Below are 24,520 nucleotides of genomic sequence, written 5' to 3'. Positions count from 1 at the left end.
TCCTAGCCATAAACTCTTGCTAAACCAGATTTTTTAAGCCCTGGGCGGTATTATTAAGTTGCTCAGTACCTGCTCGACTTTGAGCCAAACCGTTCGCTGTTTCTTGCGCCGCAGTATTTAGGCTATTCATCGCATCAATCACCTGCTCTACCGCCATCGCCTGTTGTTTAGTATTCAGAGAAATTTGTTGAATATTCACCGCCACATCATTGATAGAAACGATAATTTTTTCCACAGCCTTCGTCCCCTCTTCCGTTACTATCACAGTAGAATTAGCCGAATTTTGAATATCAGCAATTAGAGAGCCAATTTTTTCCGCCGACTTGCGACTTTGATCAGCTAATTTGCGGATTTCACTAGCCACCACCCCGAAACCTTTACCATGTTCCCCTGCTCTGACCGCTTCCACCGAAGCATTCAAAGCCAGCATATTAGTTTGATTAGCTAAATCACTAACCAAATTAGTAATATTATATATCTGGCTGAGGTTTTCACTCAAACGCAGGATTTGAGCCTGAACCTGTGACATTTTTTCCCGCAAACTCGGACTACCATCTAATGTATCTTCTTGGCGATTACTTCCCGCCAAAGCCAGCACCTGACGCGCTCCCGAAGACGCAGCAGAAGCCTGTTCAGAACACTGACGGGAGGAAGCCCCCAACTCATCCATACTCGTGCTAGTTTCATTCACAGAAGCAGCCTGTTGAACAGCCACCCTTTCCTGTTCTTCAATAGTAGTAGCAATCTCCGTAGCTGCTAGGGCGATGTTATTGGCTTCTTGGGTAATTTTCTGAACAATAGTAGTGATAATCCAACTTCCTAAAATAATCGAAACTATCACCGCTAGACCAATACTAACCCACACAGATGATAACAGATTATTCAGAGCTTGGCTTTGGCTGGCTACTCGCATATTTACCAGTTCCGCTTCCCGACTCTTCATCTGATCAATTAACTTAGCAGTATCCTCAGCAACTCTGATCCCTATGCCATTTGCTATCCAGGCTTGACGAGCTGCTTCTATGTCACCAGCCCCTACTATTTGGATTAGACCCTCGTGAAATTCGACTAAATCATCATACTGTTTCCGAATTTCCTCCATGGTTTTAAGTTGATTTTCATCAGTCATAGTTTCTGTTAACGAACCTATGATTTGATTAGCATCATTTTTGGCTTGATTCCATCTATTTATAGATGTAGGATTTTTGGCAATCAAATAGCCTCTCAGGGTTCTGGACATAGCCTGAAGATTCCAGGATATCTCAGCAATATCTTCAGCTATTTGACGAGATACATTTAGTTGCTGGGCTTCGCTTTGCACCCGACCGACGTTAACAGAAACCACCGTGGCACTAGCAATCATCAGGAATATGGGAATAGTATATCCTCCCACAATCCAGTATCTTAACTTTTTAAACATCAGCATTTTTCGTAACTCCTAAAAATGTTAAATAATCGTCAATCCGCTAAATTTACTGTCTGAATATCCCCGGTTTATGAATATTAAAATTATCCCTAAATAATGGACTCCAGCTCATCAGCTATATGTTTTAGCTGTTCCATGCCTTTTTTGGTTTGTCCGATACCATTGGCGGTTTCGTTGGCTCCCTGCTTTAGGGAATTCATGGCTTCCAAAACCTGATTAATAGCGAGGGTTTGTTGCTTAATATTCAGAGATATTTGTTGATTATTCACAACTACATCATTCACGGCTTCTTTGACACCCAAAAAGGCTTGGGCAGTTTTTTGGGCGACATCAACATTGGAGCGAACTGTTTTAGTTCCCTCTTCCGTGACCATCACGGTGGAATTAATCGCGGTCTGAATATCGGAAACTAAAGTACCGATTTTTTGGGCGGATTTCTGACTCTCATCAGCCAGTTTGCGGATTTCGGTAGCAACTACCCCAAAACCGCGCCCATGTTCTCCGGCTCGTACTGCTTCAACAGCGGCATTTAGGGCTAACATATTAGTTTGATTAGCCAAATCAGCCACTAATTGGGAGATGTTACCAATTTGATTTGTCTGTTCACTGAGGCGGAGAATTTGTTGGGCTATTCCCTCTACTTTATCTTGGAGGGTAGCCATTCCTTCTAAGGTGCTATTAACTGCAGTTTGACCACTTTCGGACAGGGATAAAGCCTTTTTCGCTCCTGTGACGGCGGCTTCTGCTTGTTGGGTAGCGGCTTCGGAGGAGGCTCCTAATTCATCCATGGTGGAGGTGGTTTCGCTAACGGCTGCTGCTTGTTCTGTAGCAATGCGTTCATGTTGCTCTGTGGCGACAGCAATTTCTGTGGAACTCTCGGAAATTGCTCTAATAGTTTGTTTAAAGGTGTTAGCAATAGATTGGCTTAAAAAGTAACCTAGGGGAGAGGCGATTACTATGGAAAGTAAGATTAATAATCCAAATAATAACAGGGTTTCATTTAATACGGCGCGAGCTTTCTCCCTTTCGATTGAGGCTACCCGCAGTTGTAAATCAATTAACTCCTGAAGTCTGGCGGTGAGGGGGTCTATGACATCATATAATTGTCCGTCAAAGGCGGCTAAGTCTTCGGGATTGCCTCTTTGTAGGGCTTGTTGCAGTTCGGTAATGCGATTTTGGGCGGGAAGAAATAATCGGTCAATTTCGTTGACGAGTTCTCTTTCTTCTCGTGTTAATTCGGTGTTTTTATAACTTTCCCAGTTAGTGCTAATTGTTTCTATGGAACGATTAACAGTGTTTAAGGCTGCATTGGTGCTGATTAAGCCACTATTGGCTTTATTGACGGCATCAATTATCTGAATAGCATAGGCATCGGAGATATTTTTGATTTGCTGAAGGGGTATAACCCGATCATCATAGATAGTGCCAATGCGCGAATCGATGCGCCAGAATGAAAAAACCGAATAGCTACTTATAGCTAGGATGACTGTGGCGGGTATCAGGAAGAAACCGCAGTAAAGTTTGGTGGTTAATCTTTGCATCATGTTAGTAAAAATAGGCGCTGATTGGCATTGCTGTCTATAAATGGTCGAGGGTCGGAGGGTCGGCAACTGTGGCTAATCTGAAAAAATAGCTAAATTCTGATTATCACTACTATTTTACGCGGGAATATGCCAAACGATAGAGTTTTTATAATTAGTTAACAATTGGTTTATATTTCTTCATTAACTACCAGGGTTTCTTGGACTAGGATTTTTTCGAGGTCTAATAAACTCATCATCCGGTTTTGTGCTTGGGGATTTTGGCGATCGCGATAAATTGCTGTCCCTCGTAAATATTCATCTTGGGTAGAATGAACAGCGGCGGGAACTAGCTTAATAGCGGAGGGGTTTAGATAGGTGACATCAAAAATATCATTAACAATAATTCCGGCGACTACTTCACCAACTTGGACGATCGCGGCTTTTTGAGAATTACCGTTAATATCCATTGGTAGACCCAAAATTCCCCTAATATCAACCAAGGTGACAATTTCACCCCGCAGGTTCATATTACCGACGATATGAGGGGGGGTGCAAGGAATAGGGGTAACATTATGAATATCGGTAAATTCCCGAATAATCGAGAGATTTACGCCAAAGTATTCACCGTTTAAACCAATGACAGCCAAGGACATTAACCCGGACAATTCATCTTTCTCGGTCTTGCGCCTCAAATTCTCGGCACGTTCCCGAAAAATCTGCCTTTCTTCTGGTGTTGCGTCAGGACAGAAAGCGGGAATTTTACGGTTTTTGGGGACTGGATAATCATGGTCATCTCGATGAGTTTCACTCCCTAAACTATCTCGATGAGAATTACTGCGATCGGAGATAATTTCGGGACTATCAGATATAATATGATCCCGTAAAGATTCGGGATTTATGATCATAATAATCTGGTCTTCAATTTCGGCATATCCAGCGATCGCATGATGATGAGAGCCGGAACTATGGTAACTTGGTATTTCTACCATCATACTATAGGGAATCTTACTGGTTATATCCTCGGAGGAAATCATCTGCACTTCGCACACTTCATTCACCAAAATTCCCAACTTTTCATCACCTAACTGTAGGACAATAATAATATCATCAATTGCATAAGGATTTTGACTATATGCAAGTCCAAAATGAATATTTAAGTCAATGATTGATAATAGTTCACTGCGTAAATTCAGAATACCTACTAATTCGGGGGCTGCTTCGACAATGGGGGTGAGTTCAGGTAAGGAGAAAATCTCTTGAACTAAGAAGCCATCTACGCCATAATTCAATCCTCCCAACTTAAACATCAGATAAGGTTTAGTTTCCATAATTTTCAGTGCCTTATTTATTAATACAAAATCAGATTTAATTTCTGTTGGAGATAAGCCTTTAAGTCTCCTCCTAAAATTTCCCCTAAATAGGGTACAGGAAGATGGGCAGGAACTGTATTTAACAGGGATAATGCAGTTAAGTACAGTTTTTTGGCTTGGGGTAAATTTCCTTCCCTTTCGTGGACAGTTGCTAACTCGAGATGAGCGCAAATTGACGAAGCAGAAACATCGGATAAATAGATGATTCTTTTGGAGAAAATTTTAGCGTTTTGTAAGTCCCCTTGCTCCTGGGCAATGTGCAACAAAATATAATAAGGTTCAATGGATAATGACTTAATTTCCAAGGCTTTTTTACAATGTAAAATTGCCTGATCATGCTGTCCGCTATTGGCATAAATTTTCGCCATTAAATAATGAGCATCAAAATTTTGGGGATGGTTAGCGACAAATTCTTGAACTTTTTTAAGGGCTTCATTATAGGCTTTTTGGTTGATGAGCTTTTTGGCTTCTTCGAGGCTTTGACTAATGGCGATCGCCTGTTCTGATGCAGTGGGTATCGCGGAAATGGGTGGCGGTACAATCGATAAAGTCGAGAGATTACCTTGTTTCTGTTGACCGTGATTGGCGGGAGGTTGAGAAGGGGATGGTAAACGGCTACCATTGGGGTGATAATAGGCTCGATTTAGCAACGGGGATAAAGGCTGGCGATGGTTTAGGGAGACATTGGGGGAGGATACAGAGAGATTTTGGGGAGGTTTTTCCCGTTGATAAATCACGGACTCTGGAAAAATGCAGGCTTTAAACTCATCAAGTAATAATCCCTGAATTTCTGCATGGGCTGTCATCAGATACCCACCGGGCCTAAGTACCTGATAGAATTTTCTCAGAACTTGTACAATATAGGGTTTCTCGAAATAAACAAAAACATTTCTACATAAAATTAAATCGATTTTACCAAGACTGGCGATCGCATTGGTACAATTATCACTCACCAAGTTAAGTTTCAGGAACCTAACCAAACTTTTAGCGGCGGGATTAACTAACCAATTCTGTCCTTGGGGATAGAAATATTGACGTTGCACCTCGGGGTCAACCATGCGAAAAGACCAATGGCTATATACGCCATCTCTAGCGCGTTGTAGGGCGACTTCATTAACATCAGTTCCGGTAATCTCAATTAACCAATTTGACCAGTCTGGGAGCAACTGTTGCACTAAAATAGCTAAAGAGTAGGCTTCTTCCCCGGTAGAACATCCAGCACTCCACAAACGCAGAGTTTTAGAGGATTTTCGGGCGGCGATCAACTCGGGTAGTATGACCTCACGCAATAACTTAAACTGACCGCGATCGCGAAAAAAGTAGGTTTCCGTGGTGGTCAACAAAGGCATCAATTCCGACCATTCGGTTTGACTCTCGGTATTGGCGGCGGTGAGCAAATTATAGTATTCATTCAAACTAGAAAGATGTAGTTGCTGAACCCGTCGCCAAATTTTTTGGGAGAAAGTCCCATAATCCTGGGGTCGAATATGTAGCCCAGTCATGGTAGCAATTAGTTGAATAAGCTGTTGAATCATTGACCATTAAGTTAAGTTATTTGCCCAAACAACACTATCAAAGGCAAGAGGGAACAGTAGAGAGTGAATTAATTTTTCCTTAAACTTGCTAAAGTTGAAAGGGAAAATAGTTATATTTTAATTATCTATTGTAAACGGAGGCAACCCGAACAGGCTGCCTCTATAGTTGTGATGTGTTTGCTATGCTGGATAAATCCTGATCCGGCGGTTGGGTTCCTCGCCGAAACTGTTAGATTTCAGGCGATAGTGTTCGACCAGTTCATGCTGCATTTTTCGCACTTTTGGGGAACGAGGTAAAAGTTCCACAGGTTGACCCTTGGGAATGACAATTTCCTCTACTGCTAGTCTGGCTTCCTCTAAGGCTTCGAGTTCATCAGAGGAATTCCCGGAAGCAAACAGGGTCAGATCAGGAACTTCTGGAGTGCTAGGATCTGACCTGTGTAGTAACCGATGCAGAGCCTTAGCAATCTGAGGGGGACTGCCAGATTTAACGGTGTGAATGGGTATATGGCGATTTTTTGCCATTTGTCGCAGCTTGGACTGATTGCGAATATGCGATCGCAAAGCCAAGACGACATCAGCACTGTCAATATCCTTAGTCACCACCACAGGCAACATCAGAGTGCGAATCACCTGATCTATCTGATAGCGAGCGATCGCATAGGGATAGATATGCAGAGGCAAATCATCCTCATTAAATCCATTATCCCCCAGATCCAAACCATTGTCATCCCCCAATCCTTGACTATCAAAGGAGGCATTCAGCAACTGTTCAAATTCCTGGGTGGCGGGTTTATTTTCCGGCGCAGACCCTTCGCGAACAGTAGTGCTAGTGGGAAGTGGCATCATTTTCCCGGAAGCCCGCAGACCCCCCAAACCGGGTGCAGACAAAGGGGGTAAGGGTCGGGATGAACCAGTAGATGATCCTGCTGGCACCGCATTCCGAGCGGCGGGGGTGCTATAACGTTCTTGGGTAACAGTGACTTCACCGCGATCGTTCATTTGTCTGACCTGTAAAGTTGGCTGCATTCCCCGCAGCAAACCATCAACAGTAGTTGATACCGACTCATGGACAACCCAACGTTCCCGTTCCAACATTTCTATGGCAATATCAAAAGTTGGGGGAGCCTTACGTTCCAAAACGGTTTTTTGAGAACCCCGCCGCCGTGCTTCATCATCTCCCAGAGTGACGGCTTGAATTCCGCCAATCAGATCTGCTAAAGTGGGGTTCTTCATCAGGTTTTCAATGCGGTTACCGTGGGCGGTTCCGATTAATTGCACACCCCGCTCGGAAATCGTGCGGGCGGCGAGGGCTTCCAATTCTGTGCCTATTTCGTCAATGACAATCACTTCGGGCATATGGTTTTCCACGGCCTCGATCATGACCTGATGTTGCAGTTCTGGACTGGCTACCTGCATACGTCTGGCTCGTCCAATGGCGGGGTGCGGAATATCTCCATCCCCGGCAATTTCGTTAGATGTATCGATAATTACGACCCGTTTATGGAGTTCATCAGCTAGGACGCGGGCAATTTCTCGCAGGGCAGTAGTTTTGCCGACACCAGGACGACCTAGCATCAAAATTGAGCCTCCGGTTTCTACCAAGTCTCGGATCATGCCGATTTTGCCAAATACGGCGCGACCAACTCGACAGGTTAAGCCGATAACTTTCCCGGTGCGGTTGCGAATGGCACTAATCCGGTGTAAGGTTTTTTCAATACCGGCTCGGTTGTCACCGCTAAACTCACCAATGCGGGATATGCAATGGCCCAAGTCATCCCAGGTAACAGGCTGTTGGGATAGGTATTCGGCATTGCTGGGAAAACGAGCCTCTGGGAGACGACCCAAATCCATAACTATTTCAATCAAACATTCGCGTTCTGGGTGGTTGATCAGGTTTTTTCGGACTGTTGGGGGAACAATATCAAGCAATCTGTTAAGGTCGTCTGTGATCTGCATACTTCTCAGGTTGAAGTGTTCAATCAATAGGGTGAGAACTGGTTGAGGGATTTGGAGGCAGGAAACCTCAAAATCCTTTGATTTGGGCAACTAGGGAACTTGCTAGGTTAACGGCTTTCCATAGTAGGTCTGCTTGGGTTTCTAATTGAGTGATTTTTGACATTTCTAGGGGGTCAGATTCCTGATTAGGAGATTCTAGGGATTCCCAAATGGGGGAAAGTAAGGTGCGAGCATAGCTACCATAGGCGACTCCGGCGACTTTTGGGGAAGTGGAGTTTTTCTCGGTTCCCTCATCGGGGAGAAGTTTTAGCGATCGCAACTTGGCTACAGTATAATCATTTGTGCCTCCTGCTAGTTGCACATATCCTGGTAGTTGGGCGGATAACACCTTTTGGCTCAGTTGAATGCTGGCTCTGGTGGTGCCACTACCTATGTCGCCACTCATGGGTCTACCGTCGGTTTGCCAAATTAAGGCGGTTGTTGACGGTAGGGGAGTGATTAGCTGGTGCAGACTCCACAAATAATCGATTAGGTCGGGGCTGTTGGGACAGCTAATGGCGATCGCTTTGAGTTGGTGTATCCACGGCTGAATATGATTCCACAGGCGACGGAAGTCGGCTTCGCGATCGCTTTGGGTGTGGATTTCGATGGCATCAACTCCGGTTTGAAATATCAGCGGCGCGACGGCTTCTGGGGTAAATACATAGGACCGAGCGCGGATCAAATTTGATGGACAAACGGGAATACACCGACCACAGCCATAGCATAGTTCATCTATAACCCCAGCTTGTAGGTCGCTAAAAGCGATCGCCCCCGCCGGACAAATGCTTTCACAGGGACGGGGACAATGGCTGGGACAGGCTGTGGCTTCAAATTCAGCTTTCCGAAAATGGGGATCTTCTCCGTCGTTGAGGCTGACCATTAACCACGGTCTCCCTCGATAGCCAAAACCTCGGCGGCGAGCCTGATTTCCTAAATCAGCACATAATGCGATCGCTTCCAGGGTAGCTTTGATCACGGCTGGGTCCGCGGCAACATCAATGCAGTCCGCCCCCGCTAGGGTATAAGCTAGGGCTAAATGGCGAACTGATGGCAGGTGCTGGTAACTGGCTCCACAAATGAGTTTGAACCAGCGACCTGTTTTCAGTGATGTTAGAGGGGAATCAGTAGTGATCACATTTTCTATGTTTACATGGATGCGGGAAATGGTTGGCGCTTAGGCAACGGCGATCGCATTTTTTAAAGGTTTCCAGCTAAATTGGCGATCGCCTCCCATCTCTATGGCAATTTTAACCCGAGGTTCAATACTCGGTAGGCGACTGAGAAAATCGACCTCTTGGCTTGACAAAATATGCCCTTCTATGATCCATAATACTAATCCCTTGGAGTTAGGGGGCAGATTCTCTAACTGATAGTTGACCACCGGAGGAAGATAATAAATATCTCCCACCGCCGCATCATTACCACTGCTTTTTTTACCTAGGTGAGGCGGTCGGACACCATGAACCCCCAACAAGTACGCCGCCAAGTCACCTAATCCCCTGGCTGATAGGCTATAGGTAGTATAACCAGCTATCCTGAGACGGCGGCGGTAACGTCCCTCAAATCCTCCCTCCAACGGAACATAGAGCGCTAAAGCTCCTTCCGACTCCAAATCTCGAATTAGTTTCCCACCGGTTGTAATCAGTGCCATAGGTTCAATTACCGTCTGTTTGCTCAACTGTTACCTTAAATTTACCAGATTTAGGCGATCGGGCAACCTTCCGGCCACACAATTGATAATTCTCGGGGCGGGTTCTTCTATAACCTCGCCCCGGAAATTAATAATTAATAATTAATAATTAATAATTAATAATTAATAACTGCTAATTATCAACCTCGCCCCGGAAATTAATAATTAATAATTAATAACTGCTAATTATCAACCTCGCCTCCCCACCTAGAAATTGATTATTCATTACAGCCTTTTCAGTAATCATGCCATAGGCTGTCAAAGTCCCTCTCCCAGGGGGGAGAGGGATTTAGGGTGAGGGTAATGTTTAGCACGATTTCTGAAGCTGTATTCATTGTTAATTATTCATTGTTAATTATTCATTGTTAATTGGGAACTATAATGGCGGGTTCGATGGGGTCAGCATCAAAAACAGCTTGCAGAGATTCATCTAAAGTCGGACGCATGACAATGCGATTTTCATAGGCAACAATTACCCTTACTAGAGTAGGTAAACTATTCTCAGTAGCTTCGAGATAAATTGGTTCTACATACAACAAAGACTGTTCAATGGGAATTACTAATAAATTACCCTGAAGCACCCGTGAACCTTGACGATTCCACAGTGAGATTTGCTCAGATATTCGGGGTTCTTGGTTAATTAGTGCCTCTACCTGTTCAGGTCCAAATACTAATCGCTGCTTAGGAAACTGATATAATAAGAGTTTACCATATTGGGGGGAGTCCGATCGCGCCGCTAACCAAGCAATTAAATTGAGGCGACTGGCGGGAGTAAATGGCTGCAATAGAATAAACTCCGCCATGGCTTCGGTGGGTAGTTTCATAATCAAATAATAAGGCGCGACCCGTTGAGTTTGACCGCCATAAATTTCGGTGGGAATGCGCCAGACATCTTCCCGGTTATAGAACACCCTAGCATCCTGCATATGGTAAGTTAATAGGCGTTCTGATTGGACTCTAAATAAATCTTGGGGATATCGAATATGCTCATACAAAGATTTTGGCATATTTTCGATAGGTTCCAATAAATCCGGAAAAATCTTACGCAAAGTGATTAAAAGCGGGTCTCTGGGTTCACTGAGATAGTAGAATTTAATGGAGCCATTATAGGCATCAATTACCACTTTAACCGAGTTGCGAATATAGTTAAATTCGCCATCTTCCGGGTCAGAATAGGGGTAGCGACTGCTGGTGGTGTAAGCATCTAAAATCCAATAGAGATATTTACCCTCCTGTGCATTTTCGGGAACCACATCTTGCCCTAAACTGCTATCTGCGGCTACCAAATAGGGATTTTTATCATACCGTAAAAAGGGAGCGATCGCTTTAACTCGCTGTTGAATTTGACGACGAAATAGCACTTTAGTTTCCGGCAAAAAATTCCGGGTAAAAATCATTTGCCAGTTTTTTAAATACTTAGCAAACAGTAACCGCCGCCATAGGGAATTAATCCGAATACCCCCATCACCGCTATAGGTATTATAGACATTTTCATCACCGGAGGGAAAGTCAAATTCCAAAACTCTAGTACCAGTCATCACATTGGTATTAGTGAGTTGACCGTAATAAATGCGAGGCTTTCCGATAGGGATACTATCTTCAACGCGAGGATCAACTTCTAGGGTAGTATCTGAGTTAAACCGAGGCGCAGGGCCGATATTTTTGATAAAATATTTAGGTAGTCCTCCTTCCGCTACTTTGTTAACTGGAGATAGGGTAAATCCATAACCGTGGGTATAGACGAGGTGTTGATTAATCCAAGTTTGCGCTTTTTCGGGAACTAACTGATAGTCTAATTCCCGTCCGGCAATAATCACCTGTTGTTTTTGAGTACGATTATCTGGTGTTTGTTCCTCTTCTGGTTTCAGCAAAGTATAGCGGTCAATAGCAGCATCAAGAAATTCATAATAAGGTCGAATTTGCTGGAGTTGACGATTAGTTTGTAATAGGGGTCGCTGGTCCCACAGCCGAATATTATCAATGGTGAGAGAATTGCTTTCTAGGTCAGCGAGGGTTAGTTGAGCGTCTGGGTCAAAGGTTTGAATATCAATATTATCAAGATGAAAACCCTTTTGGGTAAATTGAATATTGCGTTCAATATATGGCAATTCTCGCTCTAATTCGTTAGGCTGAACTATGACTCTTTGCACAATTTCTGGCAGCCAAACATTAGCAAAAAATCCCATTAAAATATATACAGATAAAATCGCCCTCAAAGAATAGCTATCTGCGAATAATTTGGCATAGCGTTTTGGCTGCGATCGCCAACGACGCAAGCCCATTCTTTTCAAGAAAAACTCGACATAAGGTTTAATGACTTCTACGGAAAAGAAAGCCTGCCAGAATAAAAACAGTGCAAATAATATACTAATGAAAAACAACCAGGAATAGGCTGGTTCAGCCACATTGGCATCAGTATAGCCAGCCCCAAATACGACCCCGCGTTCTGAATATAGTAACTCATATCGATTTAACCAATAGCGCAGAGCCATAGATAGCATAAACACACCAGCCAAGCCATGTAAATGGCGCTGCTGAAACCGAGAAAATCCGGGAAATTTTCCTTGGTTAAAGCTATCACCAGACAGGAGATAAATCAAGGTGCAGGAAATTAAGGTCAAGATAAATAGACCGAATAGCCAAAATTCTACTAAGTCAATGGCGGAGATGATAAAAATATAAAAACTAATATCTTTGTTAAAAACACCTTCTGTAATCTGAAAATCGGTGGGGTAGAAAAATCCCAGTACATTAATCCAGTGACTAGAGAGAACCCAACCAAAACCGAGGCTAAAAAATACAGCGATCGCACTTAGAGAAAGCTGTGGTTTAATGATAACTACCATAGTCAGAACCACACTAATGGCAATTTGCCACCATTGGATAGGTTGCTGAGTTATCATTTCCCAAATCACGGCAAAATCAAACCGACGGGGTAGCAAGGGAACAACCAAATCCTGCTCTAGGCTGATGTTGAAATCTGTAATAAACTCATAGCCATAGTGGAGTATCATCACCACCATGAACATAGTTGGCCCAATTACCAGAAAAGATAGCCATGGCAAATTTAAGGCTGGGGGTGAGCTAGGGGGAGGCGGTGAAAATAGGGCATCCTCAAATCGGTGGTAAGATTTAATGGCGGATTGATAGCGAAATTTGTCAGCAATAGCCAAATTGAAGAACAGAAAGGCTGCACTCAAACCCACCCCTAGGACCCATAATCCTACTTGGGTTAGCAGTCGTCGCCTGAATACGGATAAATAGCCAACTTCATCAAACCATAGGTATTCGGCGATCACCCAGGTGATCATATCAAATATCAACCATGCGCCGAACAGGAACAGAAGCGCTTTTAGGATCCAGTTTTTGGATATCATGGCATCGAGTAGGTTAGATTTACGCGCTTTGACCATTTTAGCGTCTGGAGTCGATCGCGTGTCAGGCGATCGCTTTTGATGGTATCGACCATGGGTAGAAGTTTCGGCCCCAGCCATAATTGGCCCTAATGTATGGACGCTCTCACTCAGAACCGTTTACAATCCCAATGGTTAGTCAATTTATCGGGAGGGATACCCCAAATATGGATATCAAGTTAATTTTAGTCGGGTTAACCGTGGTATTTAGCATCGCCTGCATATTCTTCGGCACACAAAACGGCTTCTACGACAGCGACGACTATCATGGTAACGGTTCCGCTCATTAGGAACCCACCACCTCTCAAACCCCTCGGAGACAAGGCCAGCCTTGTCTCTACCCCTTTTGGGGTATTTAGCAAAATTGTTAAAATTTTCTAAAGAAATCCCATAGACCCTTGACATTTATTTGGGAAACGGTAACAATAGATACAGAAACAAAAACAAATCGTTCATCTCTTTTCGCTCTAAGGGTTTTCTAGCCCTAATGTTCAGAGGAGGGGAGACGGAAGTAGGGAGTAATCCCGAAGGAACGCGCCTCACTAAAGTTAACCAATTTGAACAAGAGAGGCGAAAATCATGGGACTTACATATCGCGGCGTTAGCTACAGCCAAAATACCGAATCCGTTGAAACCACCGTTGGTCAAGTAGGTGGCAAGTATCGTGGTCAAGACTGGCGCTTCCGTAACTTGAAAAAAGCACCTGTTCTGCAACCTAGCCATAACCTGACTTATCGTGGGGTGAAATATTCCAATAACCCCGAAGCAGTGGCTACACCTTCTCAAACTCCGCTGTCGGTAGCCGATCGCTCTCGGGAATTAATCCTCAAGCAGCAACGGTCAGCCTGGAAACGGGAAAAATCAATGTTTAATCGTCTGGCTGATCAGGTTGGGTTAGATGCCAACAGTGCCGAAATCTATAACCCAGCTTGGTAGATAACATCTGATTAGCTGTCAATAAATACCTTAATGCACCCCTGTTGGGGTGTTTTTTTTGGCGATCGACTACCCTATTAACGCCCTGGGACTAGCAATCAAGACACCGAATGTGGCACACTTGTCCTCAAACCATTGTCTCTAATAAGATATTTGGCTGTGGTGTGTGTAGTGGACGAGGGACAAAAAATTGCTTAGGTCAATGAAAGGTGTTGTACACAGAGTTTGGGGGGGGATATCTCCAGTTGCCTATAGTCAGTGGCGCACAAAACTCAACTTACTCGCTACCCTTGTACAACGGGACCTAGAGGCGCGATACAAAGGGTCTATTCTGGGAAACCTCTGGCCTTTACTCAATCAGTTGGCGCAACTGCTGATCTATACCTATGTTTTCTCTATTGTTTTGCAGGTTAAACTAAGCATTACAGGAATGCCAGAAGACAGTAAACTGGCTTTTGGACTTTGGCTGTTTGCTGGTCTAATTCCTTGGTTTGCATTTATCAATGGCTTGACCCAGGCGGCTACTTCTGTGATTGGACAAACTAATCTGGTCAAAAAAGTAGTCTTTCCCCTGGGGCTGTTACCAATGGTGCCAATTTTGTCGGCTTTTATTGAGAGTACCTTTGGTTTAGCGGTGTTGATTATCTTTGTGGGCTTCTCCTATCAAGGTCTTCACCAAACCCTCTGGCTACTACCGATGATTTGGGTTCCACAACTTTTGTTAACTGCTGGCTTAGGATATTTGACGGCGGCGCTGACAGTCTTTCTGCGAGACATCCCCCAAACTTTGGGGGTAATTCTCAATTTGTGGTTTTATGTCACACCAATTGTCTACCCAGCCAGCAAAATTCCTGAAGGGTGGCGAGTTTGGGTGTTTTGGCTGAACCCGGTTACGGCGATCGCTGAAAGTTATCGAGATCTAGTCCTAGTTGGAACTATCCAACATGGGGGAGAATTAGCCGTGGCTACAGCCGTATCCATTGTGATTTTCTCTATAGGCTTAGGAGTCTATCGGCGCTTACGTCCTGCCTTTGCTGATGTACTTTAGACCACAACATATAGACAATTGACAATTATCGCTGTTCGCCACCTTACCATTGATAGCCTAATCCTCAATCAGAATCCATGACTGATATTGCAATTTCCGTCAATCAAGTTTCCAAATGTTTTAAGCGATATAAACATCCCGTAGATCGCCTCAAAGAGATGTTTTGGCCAAAAACCAGTCTGGCTGAAAATTTTTGGGCCCTACAAGATATCAACCTACAAGTTTTTCGGGGTCAAACTCTGGGAATTGTCGGACGAAATGGGTCCGGTAAAAGCACCCTCCTACAAATTATTGCCGGAACCTTAACCCCTACTCATGGCGAAGTTAAAGTTAATGGTCGTGTGTCCGCTTTGCTAGAGTTAGGTAGTGGATTTAATCCTGAATTTACTGGACGACAAAATGTGTTCTTTAATGGTCAGTTGTTGGGATTAAAACCCGAAGAAATTGCGACCAAGTTTGATGATATTGCCGCATTCGCTGATATCGGGGATTTTATCGATCAGCCTGTCAAAACCTATTCTAGTGGGATGTATATTCGCCTAGGTTTTGCTGTGGCTACTAGCGTTGACCCTGATATCTTGATTGTTGATGAAGCCCTATCTGTGGGAGATGAGGCTTTTCAACGTAAGTGTTTTAGCCGCATTCACGAAATCCAAGACCGGGGCGGTACTATTCTATTTGTATCCCATTCTGCCCCCTCTATTATCCAGTTATGCGATTCGGCGGTACTTATGGATAAGGGGGAAATGTTATTAGAACATACCCCGAAGATGATTGTTTCTAAATATCAAAAAATGATCTATGCTGATGCTGATGCAGCCGCCCAAGTGCGCGCCGAAATTCAGCAGATTAAAGCTTCATTGCCTCCTCAACATCAAGTCCATAAAGTAGTTAGTATCTCTCAACAAAATGGTAATCATAGTCAGGGTCAGAGTCAGGGTATGATTAAACATAATCCTGATTATCGAGACTATTACGACCCGAATTTGGTCCCTGACCAATTGATTCGTTATCCTAGCCGGGGTGCAACTATCCAAGACCCCCATATTAGAACTTTAAAAGGTAAGCGAGTTAATCATTTGGTCGCCCGTCAAACCTATACTTATAACTACGAAGTTGAGTTTATGAAGTCCGCCTCCCATGTCCGCTTTGGGATGTTGGTTAAAACTGTTAGTGGCTATGAATTGGCGGGGGCTTCTTTTTTGGCAACCTCTCAGTTAATTAAATATGTTGATGCCGGAACTAAAATCATGCTAGAATTTCAGTTTAAGTGCCTCCTGGCTCCTGATGTGTATTTCTTGAATGCTGGTGTATCCGGTATCGTCGAAGGGGAATTTACCTATTTAGATAGGTGCGTTGATGTGGCTATGTTTAGGGTTCAGCCCTGCGAAGAGTCCTGTGGTACGGGTGTTGTTGACCTGTTGGTTGAACCACAACTAACTATTACCTCTGGTAAGGTTCATTGGGAAAATTTAGATGGTGTATCCGTGGGATAAATAACATCTGCCATGAAAACTAATATTTTTGTTAATGATAATCCCCTGGTGGATGTTTTGATTCAGACCTTAGCCCGATCGCCTCAAACTTTTCGACGGGAAATTATGGCGATCGATGAAATGTACTCCTATGTATTTAATCAACTAGAAGATAAAAACTCCCATCGTGCTTTGACCTATTACTATACTATGGGTCGGGCAATTTTGGACACGGTAAAACAGTTTGTGGATTGGCATTTTTGCGAATTTGAGGCGGTGGAGTCCTTCTTAGATTTTGCCTGTGGATATGGTCGGTTCACTCGCTTTTTAATCGAAGAAATCCCACCGGAAAGAATCTGGGTTTCTGATATCTATAAAAAGGCGGTTAAATTCCAAAGCGAATACTTGGGAGTACAGGGAATTGTGTCTACGTCGGTTCCTGAAGATTACCAAGTTGATCGCGACTTTGATTTGATTATGGCGACTTCCTTTTTTAGCCATATGCCAGCCACTACTTTTGAACGCTGGATGCAAAAACTTTATGATTTGAAATCAAAACGGGGTTTACTATTATTTAGTGTCTTGGATATGGAATTATTAGACCCCCATATCCCTAGGTCAGAAACGGGGTTGGTATTTAGTCCAGATAGTGAAAGTCAATCTCTCGATAAACAAGAGTATGGCACTACCTGGGTGACAGAAGAATATGTGCGGCGAATACTTGATAGCATTAGTGATGGTAATGCTGAAATTACCCGCATTCCTAAAGGCTTAAACCGCTATCAAGACCTTTATGCGGTAAGCGATCGCTCTGTAGCATCCCCTCATCCCCTGACATTCTATCATCATCCAGAAGGGAAAATTGACTATTGCTATATCCAACCTAACGGAGAAGTCCGCCTGAGTGGATGGGCCATTGATTTTAACCCTGGGGTAACTGTAGAAGTTCAATTATGGTCAGACTCTCGCCTTATTGGTGTCTATCCCTGTTCTGAGGAACGCCCCGATATTGTCGCCCACTACCAACAGCCAGATTTTTTACTCTCAGGTTGGTCCTGTGTCCTCTCTAGTGACCAGATTTCCCCCCAGGATATATTAATCATCAAAATTGTCTCTAGTAAGGGCTTACAGGCGATTATAGAAGGCGATCGCTTAGTGGCCATCTCCAGCCGCAGAAATTGGGAAATTAAACTATCTGCGGCACGCCAGCAACTTAGCCAAACTCAGGCACAGTTGACAGCCACCGTAGACCAACATAATCAGCAAATCGCCCAATATCAATCCCAAATCGCCCAATATCAATCCCAAATAGACCAATATCAATCCCAAATAGCCCAATATCAATCCCAAATAGACCAATATCAATCCCAAATAGACCAATATCAGGCGCAAAAGTTCGACGCGGAAGCTGAAAAGGGGCGATATCAGACAGAATATCTCTCCCAGAAAAGCGAATGGGAACATCTAAAGTCCCAAATGCAGATAATGGGTCATCAGCTTGATACCCTGGAAAATCGTATTCAGGCAATGGAGAGTAGCAAGTTTTGGAAACTGCGGACAAAATGGTTTAAACTAAAGCGTGTTCTCGGCTTGCCTGTAAATGAATAGGCTGCATGGATATCAAAAAATTATACATACTGAATTAGTTAAGTAAAATCTATGGATACAGCATCAGAGGGTCAATCACCAACTTTAATTATCACAGGAATGCACCGTTCTGGCACTTCTTTAACGGCTTCTTTACTTCAGGAATATGGTGTAAATATTGGTCAAAATTTGGTGGGTTCCAATTATGGGAATATAAAGGGACATTTTGAAAATATTGATTTTGTGGAATTTCATAAAGATATTTTGCGCGATAATGGTATTGATGAATTGGGCTGCGTGACGGAAGATAAGATATCATTAACACCGACTCAAAGACAACAGGCGCAACAACTAATCACCCAAAATCAAGACTCATTATCTCCCTGGGGATGGAAAGATCCTAGGACGACTCTGCTGTTGGATTTTTGGGGGGAACTGATACCGGAAGCTAAGTTTATTTTTGTTTATAGAACTCCCTGGGAAGTGGTAGACTCTCTTTATCGTAGGTCTACAGATGAAGCCTTGATTACCTCCCCAGAAATGGCGGTTAAAATGTGGATTTTTTATAATCGAAAAATCCTAAATTTTTATCAAAACAATCCCCAAAGGTGCTTAATTGCTAATGTTTATAAAGTAGGTAACTATTCTATAGATTTCGTGAAGGTACTTAATCACAAGTTTGATTTAGGGCTAAGAATTGACGATAACAGCCATAACTTCGATGAAAAACTTTTAAGTAATGATATTATTAAAAGTAAAAAGCCCGGACTAATCGGGGCTTATTTCCCAGAATCACTGACCCTATATCAAGAACTAGAAGAAGCGGCGAAAAACTTAGGCAGTGGTTTAAATAATTTTGAACGAGAAGCTGTGCAACAAAAGCCTAGTCCTAGTTGGGCGTTTAAAGATTGGTCAACTATTCGGAAACTGGAAAAAGAATGCGGTATTTTAGAAGCTGATGTTAAGCTGTGGCAAGACCATTTCCATGATGCTGTAGATAGGTTGGTTAGTAAGGAAACTGAACTGGGTAGAACTCAACTAAAACTGAATGGTTTAGAGATTAAACAACAAGATGCGATCGCCAAATTAGTCACTACCGAAGAACAATTAGGAAAAACCCAGGGGGAACTGGAAGCCACGACCCTAGAATTGCGGGGAATGACAGCCCACGCGCACAACCTAGAAGTGGGTTTGCAAGAAGCCACAACTAAACTGGTAGCCACCGAAAAAGAACTCGGAAAAACCCAGGGGGAAATTCAAACAATTCAAGCCAAATATCAAGATTTTGATATCAAATATCAAGATGTTCTGAGTCAATTAATTAATACCGAAACCGAACTGGGAATCAACGAATTTAAACTACATAACGCCCAGTTTAAGATTAGCAGTTTAGAAACCGAATTAGGACAGACTCAATTTAGACTACAAACTAGCCAAGTCCAATTTAAACAAGCCTTTGCTAAACTCCGAGAACTAGAAGAGGAACTCGGACAGACCCAAATGGCGCGGAACTTGGCGGAAGGGGAATTAGCCGCTATTAAATCCTCTAAATTGTGGAAAATTCGCACTAAATATGCTACGGCGAAAAGGCAAGCCAGACGCACCCTCAAACCTCGGTTTGTGTCTTCTATTGATAACCCTACTAATTGGGAATTGCTGGGGTGTCGGGATAGTTATATGCAAATTCAGGGCTGGTGTTTACATACCGGGAAACTCAATTTAGAGGAAGTTCGCGCCCGTATTAATGGGCAAATATTCGAGGGAACCTATAATATAGAACGTCTGGACGTGGGGAATATATATGATTATGTTTCCGGTAGTTCTCACTGTGGTTTTCGGGTGCAAATTCCCCTAATTCCCGGTAATCATAGAGTGCAATTAGAAGTGAAAGACACTAGGGGAAAATGGCATCAGTTTGGAGAATATCCCCTGCGAGTTTCACCCCTACAAGCTGCATTTGATGTACCTAATACAAATATCGTCCCCGTAGGAGAAACTCTATTTGCGGGTTGGTGTTGTCACCCTCAATACCAAATTACTAAACTATTCCTGCGTTATGGACAGGAAACTGTAGAATGTGCTTATGGACTTCCCCGGGGTGACGTGGGGGAAATTTTCTCCGACTGGGTAGGTAGTTCCAATAGTGGTTGGGAAGTCTTAATTAATTTACCTCCGGGAACTTGGAATATTTCCCTTGAGGCGCAACTAGAAAATGGGGAAACAGTAGCCGTAGACAAAAAACAGCCCCTCACTGTTAAGCGAATTAGCCCTATCAATAAAGTTTCTGGTAAGACTAAACAGTTAATTAAACTTAGCGCGGCTATTCGACAACGCGCGGCGGAACGTAAACAGCGCCTTGGTCGTTTAATTCCCATGCCTTGGGAAATTCCGACTATTATACGGCGAATGTCGGAAATGTACGACCAAACCAGTCAAATTCCTGGGGAAGTTTTGTTACCAACAGGTTTTGAAGTTCCGGCGACTATTGACCCTTATGATGCTTGGTTAAAAGCTAACACCTGGACAGAAAAAGCGGCTGATATTTTGCGTAACCGTTTGGCGGCGGTTCCGGCGACAGCCCTGCCCAAAATTTCGGTGGTGATGCCAGTTTATAACCCTCCTATAGAGTTTTTACAACAAGCGATCGCCAGTGTTTGTAGTCAAATATACAGCCATTGGGAACTGTGTATAGCCGATGATTTTAGCAGCGACCCCGAAGTTGCTAAAACCCTAAATCAACTAGCCGAAACCGAACCCCGTATCAGGCTACATTTCCGGTCAGAAAATGGCAATATTAGCGCCGCCACCAATAGCGCCGCCTCACTCGCTACCGGAGACTTTATCCTATTTCTCGATAACGACGACGAACTCACTCCCGACGCTTTAGCCGAAATTGCCCTCTACCTAGTCCAACACCCAGAAACTGATATTCTTTATAGTGATGATGACAAAATAGATACCCAAGGTAAACGGTTTGCGCCCCAATTTAAACCCGACTGGTCGCCCGAATTACTACTATCTTATATGTACATGGGTCACGCCCTAGTAGTGCGTCATTCCCTCTTCCAAGAATTAGGAGGGTTTCGCATTGGCTATGAAGGTTCCCAAGACTATGATTTTGCCCTCAGAGCCACCGAAAAAGCTCGCCAAATTGCTCATATTCCCCTAGTATTATATCATTGGCGTACTGCTCCCGGTTCTACCGCTGTTTCCGGTGCCGCCAAACCTGCTAGTTTCCAGGCGGGTCAGAATGCCATAACTGATGCTATCACCCGCCGTCAAAGCGCCGCTACTGTTCATCAACCCCAATGGGCGGTCAAATTAAATCTAGGTATATTTAGCCATACTTTCCCCAATACCGGACCTTCCGTAGCTATTATAATTCCCACAAAAAATCAATTAAAGCTATTGCAAGCCTGTATTAATTCCCTGGGAAAAACCACATATCAAAACTATCAAATTGTAGTCATTGACAACCAAAGTGATGACCCCCAAACTTTGGCATATTTAGCCAGTTTGTCAGAGTCCACCAAATGCAGGGTTCTGAAAATTCCTAATCCGGAAACTGGGTTTAGTTTTGCCTACATTAATAATCGCGCCGCCGAACAGGTAGAAGCTGATTATTTGCTATTCCTCAATAATGACACAGAAATACTTAACCCAGACTGGTTATCTCAAATGATTGGTTATGGTCAATTTGAGGGCGTGGGTGCTGTGGGCGCGCGGTTAATTTTCCCCAATGATACTATTCAACACGCCGGAATTATTCATGGGTTACATCATGGGTTGGCAGGCCATGCTTTTAAACTGACTCATCGAGATGATTTTGGTTATTTAGCCTATTCTAAAGTAGTCAAAAATTACTCAGCCGTCACCGCCGCTTGTTTACTAACTCCTAAAGCACTATTTTTAGAAATGGGGGGTTTTAATCAAACCGATTTTGCTGTAGCCTATAACGACGCCGACTATGGCTATCGACTATCTGAGGCGGGATATCGTTGTGTTTATTGTCCTGATGCTGAATTAATTCACCGAGAAGGAACCAGTCGCGGTTTTGGGGATAACCCCAAAGAAGTGGCTACCTTCCGCCGTCGCTATGCTGATAAAATTGACCCCTTTTATAGCCCCCATTTATCCCTGGCTAATGAGTGGTTCCAGATACAACCCAGGCGCTATTTTTGGCATAACTTAACTGTAAAAATTAAACCCAAAGTCCTTATGTGTAGTAATGCTTTGGAATACACAGGAGCCCCTTTACATCAGTTGGAAATAGCCCTAAAATTAGCGGGAGATGGGGATATAGAACCTGTCATCTTTAGTGTCACTGATGGACCCCTGCGACAAGTATATGAACAGCAGAGAATTAAAGTAATAGTCCGAGAGCATCCCTTAACTGGTGTTTACGATAGACAGGGTTATTATCAGGCTATTTCGGCTTTGGCTGAAGAGTTAAGCCTTGATAGCTATGACCTGGTTTATGCCAATACCTTAGAGAATTTCTTTATGGTAGCCGCCGCCGAAAATGTGGGGGTTCCCTGTGTGTGGAATGTCCATGAGAGTGAACCATGGCAGACCTATTTTAATCGCTTTGGGGGTGAAATTGCTGCCCAGGCTTTGGAATGTTTCCGCTTCCCCTATCGGGTGATTTTTGTGGCTGATGCTACCCGTAACCAATATTTGCCATTGAATAGCCACCATAATTTTATCACGATTCATAATGGTTTGGATGTCGATCGCCTCTTAACCCAAGCCGAAAAATGGAATCGTAAATCCGCCCGCGAAACCCTGGATATAGACCCCGGAGAAATCGCGATTTTACTATTAGGAACAGTTTGCGATCGCAAAGGTCAACAGGACCTAGTTAAAGCCCTCCCCTTACTACCCCCCCAATGGCATTCTCGCATCCGTTGTTTAATTGTAGGCGATCGACCCAGCCTTTACAGTAGTCAATTAGCCAACCTAGTTAATCAACTACCAGAGTCCTTACGCAGTCGCGTTTCCGTAGTCCCAGAAACCCCCGAAACAGCCCTTTATTATCGCGCGGCGGATATCTTTATTTGCACCTCCCGCATCGAAAGTTATCCCCGCGTAATTTTAGAAGCCATGGGTTTTGATTTACCAATTATCACCACCCCTGTATTTGGCATTCCTGAACAAGTGCGCCGTGAAATTAATGCCCTATTTTATACACCCAATCAACCCGATGAGTTAGCCAAATGTCTCACCGAACTGCTCGAAAATGAGCGTAAAAGGCAGCAATTCGCCCAAAATGCCAAATATGTCCTAGACTCCCTCAATCGCTTTGAGGAGATGACAGCAGCCTATGGTGAGATTTTCCAAGAAGCCTATTTAATGAATCCTCATCAGTTATCCCAGGAAGCGCCAGAATTAGAAGCCGCAGAATTAGAACTTGTAGCAACAGAAACACCCCCAGAAACTCCAGTGCTACCAGAAACCCTTACCATAGAAGCACCCCAGGATAAAAACTACTGGGAAACCAACCCCACTGCAGCCATAGCCAGTCAGTGGGTATCGAACCCCATTGTAGCTGATACCATTTATAAGCGAATGTCTGGTGGTCAGAGTGAAAAATATTGGCTAAGATGGCTAATTGAAGACTATTTTTGCCAGCGAAATTTCGACCAATTAATCTCCCTAGGTTGTGGTATCGGCAACCATGAAATCGTCATGGCACAACAAAGGTTTGCCAACCATATTGATGCCTTTGATTTCTCCGAAGCATCCCTAAATATTGCCCGCCAAACTGCGGCTAATGTGGGAGTTAATATCAACTTTTATCAGGACGATTTCAATACCTTTACTCTTGATAAAGGCAAAAAATACGATATTGCCTTCTGTTCGGGAGCCTTACATCACGTCAAAGAAATCGAGCGATTTTTAAGCATAGTTCACGGCTGCCTTAATCCCGATGGCTACTTTATCATCAATGAATATGTAGGGGATAATTACTGCATTTATAGCCCCCATCAGGTGAAAATAATTAACCGCCTGTATAAATGCTTTGGGGAAATCTTGCGTTCTGGAATTCAAGAAAACTTTATCAATCCCACCATTCATCAAGTCTTCGCCACCGACCCATCCGAAGCCGTGCGTTCTAAGCTAATTTTACCATTCATCGAATACTACTTTAATATCGAGGTATACAATCCCTTTGGTGGTGCAATTCTGCATCCTCTGTATCCCCTGTTAGAACATACGCAACTGTTACCCGGCGACCCCAAATCAGAAGCCCTAGTTCGGCTATTATTAGAATTTGAAGAAATCCTGATGGAAATCCCCGGAGGTTTAGCGTCAGATTTCTGTTTATGTGTTTTACGCCCCAAACAGTTCTAAAATCATCCGACTCCCTGTGGGGACTTGTTCCCCTCCCCCGGAAACCCCAAAACCAGATATATGATCCTTGTTCAACATCCCCGCTAAATTTTCCGCCCTCATTCCGTTTCTCATAACCAAAATAACGGTACACTAAAAACTACAAGACCTAGACTGAAAAAC

15 protein-coding genes and 1 riboswitch are annotated in these 24,520 nt (G+C 43.6%); of the genes, 6 read left to right on the top strand and 9 right to left on the bottom strand.

Annotated features, from left to right (window positions below; all coding sequences use genetic code 11):
• Nucleotides 1-19: 19 nt before the first annotated feature.
• From NLZ44_RS18510 to NLZ44_RS18475, 8 genes are all read right to left on the bottom strand, one after another.
• A complete protein-coding gene (locus NLZ44_RS18510; protein ID WP_493750725.1) occupies nt 20-1,426 on the bottom strand; it encodes a methyl-accepting chemotaxis protein in 1,407 nt (468 codons plus the stop codon).
• 89 nt (nt 1,427-1,515) lie between these two features.
• Nucleotides 1,516-2,970, bottom strand: a complete 1,455-nt coding sequence (locus NLZ44_RS18505) for a HAMP domain-containing methyl-accepting chemotaxis protein (protein ID WP_493750724.1) — start codon at nt 2,968-2,970, stop codon at nt 1,516-1,518.
• A 167-nt stretch (nt 2,971-3,137) separates the two neighbouring features.
• Entirely contained in the window at nt 3,138-4,277 is a 1,140-nt protein-coding gene (locus NLZ44_RS18500) for a chemotaxis protein CheW (RefSeq protein WP_006669641.1), read from the bottom strand.
• A gap of 20 nt (nt 4,278-4,297) precedes the next feature.
• Nucleotides 4,298-5,854 carry a CheR family methyltransferase gene (locus tag NLZ44_RS18495; protein ID WP_493750723.1) on the bottom strand — a complete coding sequence of 519 codons (1,557 nt, stop codon included), beginning with the start codon at nt 5,852-5,854 and terminating at the stop codon, nt 4,298-4,300.
• Nucleotides 5,855-6,034: 180 nt separating this feature from the next.
• Complete coding sequence (locus NLZ44_RS18490) at nt 6,035-7,813, bottom strand: R3H domain-containing nucleic acid-binding protein (protein WP_493750722.1); 1,779 nt, start codon at nt 7,811-7,813, stop codon at nt 6,035-6,037.
• 67 nt (nt 7,814-7,880) lie between these two features.
• The gene (ldpA, locus tag NLZ44_RS18485; protein ID WP_006620452.1) at nt 7,881-8,990 is read right to left on the bottom strand and encodes a circadian clock protein LdpA; all 1,110 of its coding nucleotides are present in this window, start codon (nt 8,988-8,990) and stop codon (nt 7,881-7,883) included.
• A 39-nt stretch (nt 8,991-9,029) separates the two neighbouring features.
• Complete coding sequence (locus NLZ44_RS18480) at nt 9,030-9,506, bottom strand: NAD(P)H-quinone oxidoreductase subunit N (RefSeq protein WP_006669642.1); 477 nt, start codon at nt 9,504-9,506, stop codon at nt 9,030-9,032.
• 404 nt (nt 9,507-9,910) lie between these two features.
• Complete coding sequence (locus tag NLZ44_RS18475) at nt 9,911-13,039, bottom strand: UPF0182 family protein (protein ID WP_493750721.1); 3,129 nt, start codon at nt 13,037-13,039, stop codon at nt 9,911-9,913.
• 86 nt (nt 13,040-13,125) lie between these two features.
• Between NLZ44_RS18475 and NLZ44_RS18470 the strand changes: the two genes are divergently transcribed.
• The 6 genes from NLZ44_RS18470 (at nt 13,126) to NLZ44_RS18445 (ending at nt 24,358) form a co-directional block, all read left to right on the top strand.
• Entirely contained in the window at nt 13,126-13,248 is a 123-nt protein-coding gene (locus NLZ44_RS18470; protein ID WP_035759729.1) for a DUF8629 family protein, read from the top strand.
• A gap of 157 nt (nt 13,249-13,405) precedes the next feature.
• Nucleotides 13,406-13,497, top strand: a riboswitch (Glutamine riboswitch).
• A 40-nt stretch (nt 13,498-13,537) separates the two neighbouring features.
• A complete protein-coding gene (locus tag NLZ44_RS18465; RefSeq protein ID WP_315641925.1) occupies nt 13,538-13,894 on the top strand; it encodes a DUF4278 domain-containing protein in 357 nt (118 codons plus the stop codon).
• 202 nt (nt 13,895-14,096) lie between these two features.
• Nucleotides 14,097-14,942 carry an ABC transporter permease gene (locus tag NLZ44_RS18460; protein WP_048895007.1) on the top strand — a complete coding sequence of 282 codons (846 nt, stop codon included), beginning with the start codon at nt 14,097-14,099 and terminating at the stop codon, nt 14,940-14,942.
• 77 nt (nt 14,943-15,019) lie between these two features.
• The gene (locus NLZ44_RS18455) at nt 15,020-16,438 is read left to right on the top strand and encodes an ABC transporter ATP-binding protein (RefSeq protein WP_493750720.1); all 1,419 of its coding nucleotides are present in this window, start codon (nt 15,020-15,022) and stop codon (nt 16,436-16,438) included.
• 12 nt (nt 16,439-16,450) lie between these two features.
• Nucleotides 16,451-18,025: a methyltransferase gene (locus tag NLZ44_RS18450; RefSeq protein WP_493750719.1), complete on the top strand. Its 1,575-nt coding sequence runs from the start codon at nt 16,451-16,453 to the stop codon at nt 18,023-18,025.
• Between the two features lie 51 nt (nt 18,026-18,076).
• Entirely contained in the window at nt 18,077-24,358 is a 6,282-nt protein-coding gene (locus NLZ44_RS18445; protein ID WP_493750718.1) for a glycosyltransferase, read from the top strand.
• Here NLZ44_RS18445 and NLZ44_RS18440 read toward each other — a convergent pair.
• On the bottom strand, nt 24,338-24,472 hold the full coding sequence (locus tag NLZ44_RS18440; protein WP_493750717.1) for a hypothetical protein: 135 nt from the start codon (nt 24,470-24,472) through the stop codon (nt 24,338-24,340). The genes NLZ44_RS18445 and NLZ44_RS18440 overlap by 21 nt on opposite strands.
• Nucleotides 24,473-24,520 lie beyond the last annotated feature (48 nt).

The sequence above is a fragment of the Arthrospira sp. PCC 9901 genome (assembly GCF_059013425.1).
The sequence above is the reverse complement of the archived record's forward strand: the minus strand, read 5'-3'. Positions and strand labels throughout refer to the sequence as shown.

Coding starts and splice junctions, on each gene's coding strand:
- NLZ44_RS18510 (WP_493750725.1), bottom strand. CDS start 1,426: ATGCTGATGTTTAAAAAGTTAAGATACTGGATTGTGGGAGGATATACT.
- NLZ44_RS18495 (WP_493750723.1), bottom strand. CDS start 5,854: ATGATTCAACAGCTTATTCAACTAATTGCTACCATGACTGGGCTACAT.
- NLZ44_RS18455 (WP_493750720.1), top strand. CDS start 15,020: ATGACTGATATTGCAATTTCCGTCAATCAAGTTTCCAAATGTTTTAAG.
- NLZ44_RS18505 (WP_493750724.1), bottom strand. CDS start 2,970: ATGATGCAAAGATTAACCACCAAACTTTACTGCGGTTTCTTCCTGATA.
- NLZ44_RS18490 (WP_493750722.1), bottom strand. CDS start 7,813: ATGCAGATCACAGACGACCTTAACAGATTGCTTGATATTGTTCCCCCA.
- NLZ44_RS18445 (WP_493750718.1), top strand. CDS start 18,077: ATGGATACAGCATCAGAGGGTCAATCACCAACTTTAATTATCACAGGA.
- NLZ44_RS18465 (WP_315641925.1), top strand. CDS start 13,538: ATGGGACTTACATATCGCGGCGTTAGCTACAGCCAAAATACCGAATCC.
- NLZ44_RS18450 (WP_493750719.1), top strand. CDS start 16,451: ATGAAAACTAATATTTTTGTTAATGATAATCCCCTGGTGGATGTTTTG.
- NLZ44_RS18460 (WP_048895007.1), top strand. CDS start 14,097: ATGAAAGGTGTTGTACACAGAGTTTGGGGGGGGATATCTCCAGTTGCC.
- NLZ44_RS18470 (WP_035759729.1), top strand. CDS start 13,126: ATGGATATCAAGTTAATTTTAGTCGGGTTAACCGTGGTATTTAGCATC.
- NLZ44_RS18440 (WP_493750717.1), bottom strand. CDS start 24,472: ATGAGAAACGGAATGAGGGCGGAAAATTTAGCGGGGATGTTGAACAAG.
- NLZ44_RS18500 (WP_006669641.1), bottom strand. CDS start 4,277: ATGGAAACTAAACCTTATCTGATGTTTAAGTTGGGAGGATTGAATTAT.
- NLZ44_RS18480 (WP_006669642.1), bottom strand. CDS start 9,506: ATGGCACTGATTACAACCGGTGGGAAACTAATTCGAGATTTGGAGTCG.
- NLZ44_RS18475 (WP_493750721.1), bottom strand. CDS start 13,039: ATGGCTGGGGCCGAAACTTCTACCCATGGTCGATACCATCAAAAGCGA.